This window comes from Nitrincola sp. A-D6, assembly GCF_000764495.1.
Taxonomy (GTDB): domain Bacteria; phylum Pseudomonadota; class Gammaproteobacteria; order Pseudomonadales; family Balneatricaceae; genus Nitrincola.
Genome location: NZ_JRLB01000024.1, coordinates 31,678 through 43,574, shown reverse-complemented (window position 1 = coordinate 43,574; position 11,897 = coordinate 31,678). Strand labels below are relative to the sequence as shown.

The following is an 11,897-nucleotide window of genomic DNA, read 5'->3' as shown; positions in this document are numbered from 1 at the left end:
ACTACTAGCTTACTCAGGAGTTGGGTATGACACTGGAAACCTGGCTGATTTACCTTGTCGCCACACTGGGCCTGTCACTTACACCAGGGCCGAATAGTCTGCTGGCACTGACCCATGGCGCTATCCATGGACCAACGCAAACGCTAAAAACCATTACCGGTGGGGCTCTGGGTTTCGCCTGTGTTATAGCCCTGTCAATGTTTGGTATTGCCTCGGTGCTCAAGCTTGCTGAAGAACTCTTACTGGGCATGAAGATTATCGGTGGATTATATCTGATATGGCTGGGCATTCAGGTCTGGCGTTCACCCGCACCAGGGCAAACAGGCATAACGACTGACAGCCGTTGTGGCTGGCGTATGGCACGTCAGGGTTTCTTGGCAGCTCTGTCCAATCCTAAGGTCATTTTATTCTTTGCGGCCTTTCTACCTCAGTTCATCAACCCCAACAGCGATCTTTGGTTACAGTTTTTGATCATGATGGTAACGTTTGTGTTGGTTGAATGTTTCGTCGAGCTGTTCATTGCCGGATTTGCCAGAAGTATTGCCAACTGGCTTGGACGCTGTGGCAAAGGCTTTAACCGGGTCTGCGGTAGTTTGTTCGTGCTGATAGGTGTTGGATTACCGTTAAGCAGCTAAGATCTTAAGTGTATGGATCAGGCCGCGATGCAAACCTGATTACGACCACCCTTCTTCGCCCGATACAAGGCAAGATCAGCGGCCAGGAACAACTCCTCTACCGTTCCTTTAAGGTCGGGATAGGCAACCACCCCAACGCTGATCGTAATTGTGCCCAGGTTGCCGCCTGCCTGTGCCCAGTGTTCCGATTCAATATGGCTGCGCAAACGTTCGGCGATCTCGAGGCCTACGTGCTTGCAGGTCTCAGGCAGCACGATTACCAGTTCCTCTCCTCCGTAGCGGCCAGCGTAATCGACATCGCGTATCGTCTCGCCCAGAAGTGCGCCAATACGGCGCAGAACCTCATCGCCAGCCTGATGACCAAACTGGTCGTTTACTAGTTTAAAGTTGTCGATATCAATGAGTAACACGCACAGTGGGTGCTGATAGCGTTGCGCACGCGCAACATCCTCATGCAAGCGGTGCATCAACTTGTGTCGGTTGTACAGGCCGGTCAGCGAATCGTGCGTGGCCAATCGTTCAAGCTCCTGCTCCATGCTTTTGCGGTCAGTAATATCAAAGATCAGACCTTCAATATAGCTATTGCCGTCCACCGTCACGCTACGTCCCTGCTCCCAAACCCAGCGCTCCGTGCCATCCTGGCGAATGATCCGGTACTCCATGGCGAAGGAGCGGTCTTCACTAATCGCCTGCTGCACCGCCTCCCAGAGGGGTTGACGGTCATCAGGATGTGTAAGATCAGCGAAATAGGTTTTTGCGTTGTTTACCAACGCTGCGGGTGGATAACCGGTGAGTGATAGGCAGCCATCACTGACGAACTTCATGGTCCAATGCGAGTCGTTGATGCAGCGGTAGGCCATACCGGGAAGGTTAGACATCAGCGTCGCGAGCTGCCGTTCACGCTCAATCAACGCGTGCTCTGCTTGCTTGCGTGCGGATATGTCCTGACCAATCGCAATCGAACCTGTCATCGTACCGTCTTCATCGAAAAATCGGCGTGAGTTCCAGGCAATGATTTTGTCCTGGCCATTGCTGGCACGAATGCGGGTCTCAAAACCTTCCACCTCGGTGCCGTGCTCAAGTATTTCCATCACCTTGGCGCCAATTGACGCTCGATAGGCTGGATCCGGATAAAGCCACTCCCAGATAGCCGGGTTACCCAGCACCTCGTCACGACCATAACCACTGATCTGCTCGGCCGCCTTGTTCCAAACGGTGACGCGCCCCTCCGGATCGAGGACATTGATCCAGACCAAGGCATTGTCGATGACATTTACGCGAAACTGATCCAGTACCCGTAACTGCTGGCGCTGCTGCGCCTCCCGCCGCTCGGACGCTTCAAACTCCCGCTGCCAACGCCACAAGACCATATACAGCATCAGCGCTGTCACGAACACGAAACCTAAGCCTTGGGAGATGCTTATAGCTGTCGCGAGATCGGGCCTGCGCACAGCCCAGTAGCTTCCCAGTAAATCGCTGCCTATAAACAATGTACCTGCTACCAGGATATAAACACCCAGTACAGCAAGGGCGTGCAGCGGCGAATGCGACGCTCGAAGTCGGTTCATTGCAGACCATTTGTTCACAACATTCTCCAGGTATTCCAACGGGCAAGCATTCCAATGTTATTGTTATACTCGGAAGTATTTGGGAATGTTTGGAGTATAGGTAGTATTGTTTTGCTAGTGAGTATAAACACCCTTTTTCATGAATCAAAGACCAATGTAGTAGCCATTTTCAAACAAACGCTTAAAGGGGTCAGTACCCTTTTCTGCAAACAAACGCCCCACCGGCAGGGCCGGTGGCGGCAGAGGGGTACTCGGAAAAGGGTACTGACCCTTTTAACGGACCCTTGGGGGGTTAGGATTTTAGCAGGTTGGCGTTGCAGGAGGATCTTGCCTTGGCGTACCGACAGAAGTACTTCGCTTTGCTGGCGTAGTACGGCATAGTCATCTTCGCCCTGTAACAGGATAAAACTGGCGGGTTTACCTTCGGCGATGCCGTAGTTTTCACCCAGGTTAAGGGTGCGGGCACTGTTGTCGGTGATGAAATCCAGTGCGGTACGGAAGTCTTCGTAGCCCATCATCTGACAGATGTGCAGTCCAAAATCCAGGGTGCGCAGCAGGCTGCCGTTACCCAGGGAGTACCAGGGATCAAAGATAGAATCTTCACCGAAACACACATTAATGCCAGCCGCATTCAGCTCTTTTACCCGCGTCACGCCACGGCGTTTGGGATAGGTATCAAAACGGCCCTGCAGATGGATACTTTCAGTCGGGCAGGAAACAAAATTGATTTTAGATTGTTTCAGTAAGCGAAACAGTCGAGAACAGTATGCATTGTCGTAGGAATGCATCGCTGTGGTGTGGCTGGCGGTAACCCGATCACCGATATCGTTGAACAGGGCTTCAGCCGCCAGCACTTCCAGAAAGCGCGAAGCTGGATCGTCAATCTCATCACAATGCACATCGATCAGCTTGTCATATTTCAATGCCAGCTGCACCAGTGTTTTGACCGAGGCTTCGCCCAGTTCGCGGGTGTACTCGAAGTGCGGGATGCCGCCCACGACATCAGCCCCCGCCTCCACAGCGCTCTCTAATAGTTTTTCACCGTCTGGAAAGGAATGGATACCTTCCTGCGGGAAGGCTACTACCTGTATATCGATACGATCACGCAGCTCATCACGTAAGGCACACAGGGTATGCAAACCCAACAGACTGGGATCGGTGGTATCCACATGGGTGCGCACATGTTGTACCCCGCGACCTACCAGCATCTCCAGGGTCTGCAACACCCGCTGACGGATATCCGTGTCGCTCAGCATGGGTTTGCGCTGCCCCCAACGCTCAATGCCCTCGAACAGCGTACCGCTGTGATTCCAGTCCGGCTCACCCGCCGTTAAGGCCGCATCCAGGTGGATATGCGGTTCGACAAAAGGTGCGCAGAGCAGGTTGCCACCGGCATCCAGTTGTCCATCGTTAACCGGCAGCAAACCTGGCTGTACCTCAATGCGGCTGAAACGCCCTTCTCGAATGACCAGGCGATGGTATTCAGTCGAATGACGTAAACGGGCGTTGATAATTTCCATAAATCCTTTCCAAATCGGTGAAAAATGATTATTTAGCTGAACTGTAGCTAGGTACCGGCATGGGCAGCTTCAGGAGTACACCATAGCAGAGCGCCGCAACCAGTACACCCACGACAGGGGGTAGCACTGGAGAGAAATACGCGGCAGCCGAACCGACAGCATAGGCCGCCAGACCATGCCAGTTGAAGTCTGGCAAAGAAACACTGCTCAGTAACGGGTACTGGCCTTTATGCCGCAACCAGAAGTCGGCCATGATCACACCACCAATCGGTGGAATAAACGTACCCAGCAGAATCAGGAAAGGAATCAGCAGGTTGTACATTCCGCCCACAGCCAATACCGTCCCTATGGCCGCGCCAGCAACCGTTACCACTTGCCGACGATCGGTACGCAACAGATTACAACCCGCTACGGCAAAGTTGTAGATGGTATTGTCCTGCGTGGTCCAGATATTCAGAAACAGCATCAGTACTGCCAGCACTACAAAGCCCTGCGCCAGCATCACATCGACAATATCGGCCTGCTGATAGATCAGCGCACCCAAGGCACCGGTGAACACCATCAAACCATTGCCGACAAAGAAAGCTGCCAGCGTCGCCAATACCGCGATTTTCGGGCTGGCGGCAAAACGGCTCCAGTTAGTCGCCTGAGTACCACCGCTGACAAAGGTACCAATAATCACGGTGATGGCCGCCGCAAAACTCATGCTACCGCTGCCAGATGCACTCATCAGACTGCCCCAGCCACCGACATCCACCCAACCTTTGTACAGACTGATGAGAATAAACAGCATCATCGCCGGAACGGCAAAGCGTGATAGCCAGTCCAGCCCTTTGTAGCCAACCATAGCAGTCGCACAAAAGGCAAAACCGAACAGCACCATCAGCGGTATCTCCAGTGCTTCAGGCAAGCTAGTTGTTTTCACCAGTACGATGGCGATGGTTGCTGTACCCCAGGCATACCAGCCTATCTGGGTAAAACCCAGCACAAAATCCGACAGTTTGCTGCCTTTTTCACCAAAGCAGAAACGCCCCATCAACACGGAGTTGAGTCCGCTTTTGCAGGCGATATAGGCTAATGCTGCGGCATAACTGCCAAGCAACAGGTTACCGATCAGGATCACCAGCAGCAGTTCAGTAAAACTGAACGCTGTGCCTAACGACCCACCCGCCCACATAGTGGCGGTGAAAAAGGTAAAACCAAGCAGCACCAGGGAGGTAGATAGCAACCCTTTACGTGCCTCGGCAGGAACTTCACTGAGTGGATAGTCTGTTTCTTTCATTACAGGATCCTCTGTTTAATTCAGGCTAAATCATTGGATTTAACAGCAAAGGGTATGCCATCAATAACAACACACCCGACAATTCAACTAACGCGCATCACCATAGGGGTTGCGCGGATCATTCAGCCAATTCATATAGGGTTTATCAGCCTCTTTACGCACCATGGTGATGCAGTTATCCACCGGACAGGTGATCTCGCACAGATTACAACCCACACATTCGGATTCGATAATGTCGAATTGATTAGTTCCATCAGCTTTGGGCGTCAGACTGATCGCCTGGTGCGAGGTATCTTCACAGCTGATGTAACAGCGTCCGCAACCAATACAGCTTTGCTGATCGATGCTGGCAACGATCTTGTAGTTCATATTCAGGTATTTCCAGTCGGTGGTGTTGGGCACCGCCAGACCCCGAAAATCCTCCAGGCTCTGGTAGCCCTTGCTGTCCATCCAGCGACTCAGACCATCCTGCATTTCGGTGACGATACGAAAACCATGCACCATCGCGGCGGTACAAACCTGTACGGAACCTGCACCCAACGCAATAAATTCAGCCGCATCCCGCCAGGTACTGATACCCCCGATACCGGAGATCGGCAGCCCCTGTGTCTGTGGATCTCGGGCAATTTCCGACACCATGTTCAGCGCAATCGGCTTCACCGCCGGACCACAATAGCCACCATGGGTGCTTTTACCATCCACAATCGGTCGGGCGACCATCTGATCCAGATCGATACCGGTGATGGAGTTGATGGTGTTAATCAGCGACACCGCATCCGCACCACCGGCATGGGCTGCACGCGCGGAGAAGCGGATATCAGTGATATTAGGCGTGAGCTTGACGATCACCGGCAAACGGCTGTAGGTCTTGCACCAGCGTGTCACCATCTCGACAAACTCAGGTACCTGGCCGACCGCCGCCCCCATACCACGCTCCGGCATGCCGTGTGGACAGCCGAAGTTTAGCTCCAGACCATCCGCCCCCGTCTGTTCGACGAGTTTAACAATGGTTTTCCAGGACTCTTCTTCACAAGGCACCATCAGCGAGACTACCAAGCCCGATCCGGCCAGTGTTTTTTTGACCGCTTCAATCTCGCGCAGGTTGATCTCCAGACTACGATCGGTAATCAGTTCAATATTGTTGAACCCGGTGACCTGCCCAGTGGCATCGTAGATGGCTGAATAGCGTGATGAAACGTTAACAGCGGCGGGATCTTCGCCCAGGGTTTTCCAGACCACCCCACCCCAACCGGCCTCAAAAGCACGCTCGACATTGTAGGCTTTATCTGTAGGTGGAGCCGATGCCAGCCAAAAGGGATTGGGTGATTCGATTCCGGCAAAGCGTGTGAATAAATTAGCCATAATAAATCTCCCGGATTAGGCCTGAACAGGCATCAGTAGTTGATGGATGGATTCGGCCGCCAGCTTGCCCTGCTGCACGGCCTCGACTGTCAGATCCTGACCTACAGAGGTACAATCTCCCCCGGCAAACACCTTGTCCAATGGAGTGCGAAATTGCGCATCGATCCAGAGTTTTCCGTCCTCGATCTGAAGCTGTTGCTGCATTTCGTCTTCTGGCAGTACAAGTGTCTGTCCGACAGCCTTGAACAAAGCATCACATGGCAGCGTGAAGGCTTGATCTGTATCCACCAGCTCACCCGCTTCGAACCGAGTGCGGCGCAGTTGCAGTCCTTGCAACTCACCCTGTTCATTAAGCAACAACAGTTCCGGGCGGCTCCAGGTGCAAATACGCACCTGATGATCCCGGGCGATCTGCTGTTCATGCCCGGTTGCACTCATGCTTTCCTCGCCACGACGGTAGGCCAGTGTGACCTCTTCACAACCCAGGCGACGCAACTGACAGGCGATATCGATAGCGGTATTACCCGCGCCAATCACCACAGCACGTTGAGGCACTGAGATCTGACTCAGATCAGATGCCTGGCGCAACTCCCGAATATAATCCACCGCATCCACAACCCCTTTGGCTGATTCATGCTCCAGCAGCAATTTGCGGGTGCCCTGCAATCCTATACCCAGGAATACGGCATCAAAGCCGGACTGCAATTCAGCCAGACTCACATCTCGTCCCAAAGCCTTGTGGGTGTGTAGGGTAATACCACCGATACTCAGCACAAACTCGACTTCACGTGCCGCAAAGGCATCGGTCATTTTGTAGCGGGCAATACCGTATTCATTTAAGCCACCGGGCTTTTCGCTGGCTTCAAAAATCTCGACCTGATGCCCTTTCATCGCCAGACGGTGAGCACAGCTCAGACCGGCAGGACCGGCGCCCACTACCGCCACGCGTTTGCCAGTATCGGCTGCACGGCTAAACGGATGGCCAGCATATTCCGCATGATCGGTGGCATAGCGCTGCAGCAAGCCGATCAATACCGGCGCACATTCAGCTTCCTTATTTCGGACACAGGCTTGTTCACACAAAATCTCGGTTGGACACACCCGCGCACAACTGCCACCGAGAATATTACTGGCGTAAATAGTCTGGGCCGCCCCTTGCAGGTTGTCGGAATGGATCTGCTGAATAAAGCTGGGGATATTGATGTCACTCGGACAGGCTTTGATACAGGGTGCGTCATAACAGTACAAGCAGCGTGCACTTTCCAGCAAGGCTTGCCTGCCAGTCAGCGGTGGATGGATATCAGTAAAATACTGATCAATATCCTGTGGAGGTGACATCTTGGTCACCGGCGGTTGAAGGCTCATTGTCAGGTTCTCCGGTTATCACTAACACAGTCAGGTTCATCGTTGTTATGGCTCTATGGAATGCAGACTCTGTGCCATCTTCTGACCATTTGGTCAGAAGATTTTTAATTAACCAGACAATTAATTGATTTAAATAATATTTATGCCCCTGTACGAAAGTAATACAAGCCAAAAACTGGATAAATTTTCAGCTTGGTGCTTGCTACGAGATGATTTTTTCTGCACTCTTTTCAGGCATCACACCCTATTTATGCGCCAGACATGGTGCAGTTTGCAGCGAATTCAGTCCGAACATGAGTGTAAAAAAGCAATCCAGCAAACCGGTACGACGCAGTCTGGCGAGAATCCGCAAGGACAACTCCGAACATATTCTGAAGGTTGCCGAACGCCTGTTCAGTGACAACGGCTACAACGGCACCACCATTCAAGCCATCGCCAAAGAAGCCAACCTGCCAAAAGCCAATGTGTTGTATTATTTTCACACCAAAGAAGCCCTGTATAAGCGAGTACTGAGCAATATCCTGTCGATTTGGATGCTGAGCATGAATGATATGACCGAAGATCAGCACCCCAGGGATGCGCTGCGCAGTTATATCGTCAAGAAAATACGCCAGTCCAAAGAGCATCCGCATGCATCACGGATTTTTGCCGCCGAAGTGCTGCATGGCGCGCCCTATCTGAAAGAGCAGCTGGAAACCGATCTAAAGGATCAGTTCCAGACCACCTGTCAGGTGTTTCGCCAATGGATATTGAAGAAATGGATGGACCCGGTAAGCCCGGAGCACTTGATGTTTATGCTCTGGTCTACGACCCAGGCTTATGCCGACTTCCAGGTACAGAGCAGCATTCTGCTAGGTAAAACGGAGCTGGATGATCAGGACTACAACGAGGGAGCAGACCTGATTATCCGTATGGTGCTGAAAGGCTGTGGCATCAATCAGGTGTGAATGAGCCGTTACAGCTCACCCACCCGATGCAGCACCAGGGTTTCCTCTTCCAGGTCCGTGTCAGCCGACACCACCTCAGCCATACGCAGCATGGCATTCAGCAATACCGAGCAACCCGCTTCACACTCTTCCGGTGTTGTGGATTCAATTTCATTGTGACTGATACCATTTAAACAAGGGGTAAACACCATACTGGTTGGCGCAAAATCGGACACATAACAGGCGTCATGGCCGGCGCCAGCAATGATATCCATATGACTATAGCCCAGATCGGCCGCTGAATCCCGCACCGCTTCGATACAGTATTTATCAAATGGAATCGGCGCGTAGTACCAGATGGGTTTCAGTTCTATTCGTACACCCGTGTCAGCTATCAATTGCTCAACGGTCTTGGTCAATTCGGCATCCATGGCACTGAGTTGCGCATCATCCGGGTGACGCAGATCGACACTCAGGTTAATTTTACCCGGTATGGTGTTGCGCGAATTGGGCATCACCTGCATAAAACCTACTGTGCCACAACCCGGTTTATGCTGCTGCGCAATGGCCTGAACCGCCAGTATCAGTGAAGAAGCACAAGTTAAGGCATCCGTACGCAGATGCATCGGCGTGGTACCGGCATGGGATTCCTGTCCGGTCAGTTCGACATCATACCAGCGCTGCCCTTGCCCACCGGTGACTACGCCGATTACCTTGTTTTCGGCTTCCAGATAAGGGCCCTGCTCAATATGGGTTTCAAAGAAGGCATGGTACTGACGCCCGGTCACCGGCGTATCACCGGCATAGCCGATTCGCTCCAGCTCATCACCCAAACGAATACCGTCGACATCGGTTTTATCCAGTATTTCCTGCAGGGTAAAACGCCCTGACACCACGCCCGATCCCATCATCGCTGGCGCAAAACGTGAACCTTCCTCATTAGTCCAGACTGAAATTTCGACCGGGTGACGCGTCTTGATGCCATGGTCATTCAGGCTACGCACCACCTCCAATCCAGACAGCACACCAAACACACCATCGTACTTACCGCCAGTTGGCTGAGTATCCAGATGACTGCCCGTACCCACTGGAGGCAAACTCATATCTTCACCCGGACGGGTCGCCATAATATTGCCCACGGCATCGACACGGATGCTGCAACCGGCTTCTTCTGCCCAACGGATATATAGATCACGAGCCTGTCTATCCAGATCGGTCAGCGCCAGTCGGCAACACCCGCCTTTCTCCGTTGCACCAATTTTGGCCATCTCCATGAGACTGTCCCATAAACGCGCTTTGTTTACCTTCACAGGTTTCATCATCACACCCTTCTGCTTGTTATCAGACTTGTATTGTCAATATCCATCCTGGACAGCAAGCCACCCGGACAGGTTGTTTGCAGCAGTCACATGCAAAGTTTTGACCATAAGGACAGGAAGTTTGTAATTATTTACTTAATTTAATGTTTTATAAGAACAAATATACAAAACCTGTCAGCGAGTATTTCCTTGCAGTAGCTATCCGCCTATGCAGCCTATGTAAAAATGCACTTTTTTAGCCCACTCAGCCCCGTGATTGTGCAGAACAAAAATCAGCCTGCCCTCAGCCTTGCCGTAGCGCTCAGACAATAAAAAATAAAACCCTATTACTAACAATGAATTAAAACAAATATCACTAACCTCCTGTCCAAATGGTCAGATAATTGCATTGCACTCCAGGTATAGATCGTGGGCGACAATACCGCGATACAACAAGCCACCAAGTACAGCGGCAAGGTACTACTGAGGAGTGTCAACATGGGCGTACTGATCAAAGGGGGTCTGGTCGTTAATGCGGATCAGAGTCAGCTAGCGGATGTGTATTGCGAAGATGGCAAGATACAGGCTATAGGACAAGCACTGAGCGTTCCTGAAGGAACGGAGGTGGTTGATGCCAAAGGCCAGTATGTGATGCCCGGTGGCATCGACCCGCACACCCATATGCAGCTGCCCTTTATGGGCACAGTCGCCAGCGAAGACTTCTACACAGGTACAGCCGCCGGACTTGCCGGTGGTACCACCATGATCATCGACTTTGTGATCCCTGCTCCCCAGCAGCCACTGATGGAGGCCTACCATACCTGGCGGGAGTGGGCGGAAAAATCTGCCGCTGATTATTCGTTTCACGTCGCCGTGACCTGGTGGGACGATTCCGTATACGAAGATATGGGCACCCTGGTGAATGAAGAAGGGGTGAACTCCTTCAAGCATTTTATGGCGTATAAAAACGCCATTATGGCCACCGATGAAACCCTGGTGAACAGCTTTAACCGTTGCCTTGAATTAGGTGCCATGCCGACGGTACATGCCGAAAACGGTGAGCTGGTTTACCATCTGCAGCAAAAGCTGCTGGCGGCTGGGCTGACCGGCCCGGAAGCCCATCCATTGTCGCGCCCGTCGCAGGTTGAGGGTGAAGCGGCTAATCGCGCCATTCGCATCGCTCAGTCGCTTGGCGTGCCGCTCTATCTGGTGCACGTGTCCTGCAAAGAAGCGGTGGATGAAATTGCCCGCGCGCGCCATGAAGGTCAGCGGGTCTATGGTGAGTGCCTGGCCGGTCATCTTGAACTCGATGACAGTGTGTATAGAAACCCCAGTTGGGAGTTTGCAGCGGCACATGTTATGAGCCCGCCCTTTCGCCCCAAGGAGCATCAGGAAGTGCTCTGGAAAGCACTGCAAGGTGGCACCTTGCAAACTACGGCCACCGATCACTGCTGTTTCTGTGCCGATCAGAAAGCCGCCGGCAAGGATGACTTTTCCAAAATCCCCAACGGCACCGCTGGTGTTGAAGACCGCATGATGGTGCTGTGGGATTCCGGGGTCAACAAAGGGCGCTTAACCCCTAACGAATTTGTGGCCGTCACCTCTACCAACAGCGCACAGATTTTCAATCTCTACCCGCAGAAAGGCCATATCGCCGTGGGTTCCGATGCCGACATCGTCGTCTGGGACCCCAACAAACAACACACCCTGTCCGCCAAAACCCACCATCAGAATATTGATTTCAATATATTTGAAGGCCGTACAGTTACCGGTACGCCTAGTCACACTATCAGTCAGGGTCGGGTGGTGTTCAAGGATGGCAAGCTGATGGCGGAAAAAGGCGCCGGTCGTTATATCAAGCGCCCAGCCTTTCCCAGCGTGTTTTCAGCCGTGGAGAAGTATAACGCCGAACATAAACCTCAGGCCGTAAATCGCTAAAAG

General features: G+C 52.4%; 9 protein-coding genes. 3 read left to right on the top strand and 6 right to left on the bottom strand.

The window, feature by feature from the left end; all coding sequences use genetic code 11:
* Positions 1-26 precede the first annotated feature (26 nt).
* A complete protein-coding gene (locus LH51_RS04800; protein WP_036520287.1) occupies positions 27-635 on the top strand; it encodes a LysE family translocator in 609 nt (202 codons plus the stop codon).
* A gap of 17 nt (positions 636-652) precedes the next feature.
* Here the strand turns inward: LH51_RS04800 and LH51_RS04795 are convergent, their stop codons facing one another.
* The 5 genes from LH51_RS04795 to LH51_RS04775 all read right to left on the bottom strand — a co-directional run bounded on the left by LH51_RS04795 (position 653) and on the right by LH51_RS04775 (position 7,732).
* Positions 653-2,221, bottom strand: coding sequence for a sensor domain-containing diguanylate cyclase (locus LH51_RS04795; RefSeq protein ID WP_144244178.1), 1,569 nt, complete (start codon positions 2,219-2,221; stop codon positions 653-655).
* A 119-nt stretch (positions 2,222-2,340) separates the two neighbouring features.
* The gene (codA, locus tag LH51_RS04790) at positions 2,341-3,723 is read right to left on the bottom strand and encodes a cytosine deaminase (RefSeq protein WP_081960661.1); all 1,383 of its coding nucleotides are present in this window, start codon (positions 3,721-3,723) and stop codon (positions 2,341-2,343) included.
* 28 nt (positions 3,724-3,751) lie between these two features.
* Complete coding sequence (gene codB / locus LH51_RS04785; RefSeq protein ID WP_036520282.1) at positions 3,752-5,005, bottom strand: cytosine permease; 1,254 nt, start codon at positions 5,003-5,005, stop codon at positions 3,752-3,754.
* A gap of 87 nt (positions 5,006-5,092) precedes the next feature.
* Positions 5,093-6,367 (bottom strand): NAD-dependent dihydropyrimidine dehydrogenase subunit PreA, encoded by a 1,275-nt coding sequence (preA, locus tag LH51_RS04780; protein ID WP_036520279.1) that lies wholly within the window; start codon positions 6,365-6,367, stop codon positions 5,093-5,095.
* Positions 6,368-6,382: 15 nt separating this feature from the next.
* Positions 6,383-7,732 carry an NAD(P)-dependent oxidoreductase gene (locus LH51_RS04775; RefSeq protein WP_052063448.1) on the bottom strand — a complete coding sequence of 450 codons (1,350 nt, stop codon included), beginning with the start codon at positions 7,730-7,732 and terminating at the stop codon, positions 6,383-6,385.
* A gap of 293 nt (positions 7,733-8,025) precedes the next feature.
* On the opposite strand from LH51_RS04775, the gene LH51_RS04770 reads away from it, so the two are divergent.
* Positions 8,026-8,679: a TetR/AcrR family transcriptional regulator gene (locus LH51_RS04770; RefSeq protein ID WP_052063453.1), complete on the top strand. Its 654-nt coding sequence runs from the start codon at positions 8,026-8,028 to the stop codon at positions 8,677-8,679.
* A gap of 8 nt (positions 8,680-8,687) precedes the next feature.
* On the opposite strand, the gene LH51_RS04765 is transcribed toward LH51_RS04770, so the two are convergent.
* A complete protein-coding gene (locus tag LH51_RS04765) occupies positions 8,688-9,977 on the bottom strand; it encodes a Zn-dependent hydrolase (RefSeq protein ID WP_036520324.1) in 1,290 nt (429 codons plus the stop codon).
* Between the two features lie 477 nt (positions 9,978-10,454).
* On the opposite strand from LH51_RS04765, the gene hydA reads away from it, so the two are divergent.
* A complete protein-coding gene (hydA, locus tag LH51_RS04760) occupies positions 10,455-11,894 on the top strand; it encodes a dihydropyrimidinase (protein WP_036520276.1) in 1,440 nt (479 codons plus the stop codon).
* Positions 11,895-11,897: the final 3 nt, after the last annotated feature.

Bases quoted from the DNA above. Each gene is read 5' to 3' on its own strand.
- LH51_RS04800 (WP_036520287.1), top strand. From the start codon at position 27: ATGACACTGGAAACCTGGCTGATTTACCTTGTCGCCACACTGGGCCTG.
- codA (WP_081960661.1), bottom strand. From the start codon at position 3,723: ATGGAAATTATCAACGCCCGTTTACGTCATTCGACTGAATACCATCGC.
- codB (WP_036520282.1), bottom strand. From the start codon at position 5,005: ATGAAAGAAACAGACTATCCACTCAGTGAAGTTCCTGCCGAGGCACGT.
- preA (WP_036520279.1), bottom strand. From the start codon at position 6,367: ATGGCTAATTTATTCACACGCTTTGCCGGAATCGAATCACCCAATCCC.
- LH51_RS04775 (WP_052063448.1), bottom strand. From the start codon at position 7,732: ATGAGCCTTCAACCGCCGGTGACCAAGATGTCACCTCCACAGGATATT.
- LH51_RS04770 (WP_052063453.1), top strand. From the start codon at position 8,026: ATGAGTGTAAAAAAGCAATCCAGCAAACCGGTACGACGCAGTCTGGCG.
- LH51_RS04765 (WP_036520324.1), bottom strand. From the start codon at position 9,977: ATGAAACCTGTGAAGGTAAACAAAGCGCGTTTATGGGACAGTCTCATG.
- hydA (WP_036520276.1), top strand. From the start codon at position 10,455: ATGGGCGTACTGATCAAAGGGGGTCTGGTCGTTAATGCGGATCAGAGT.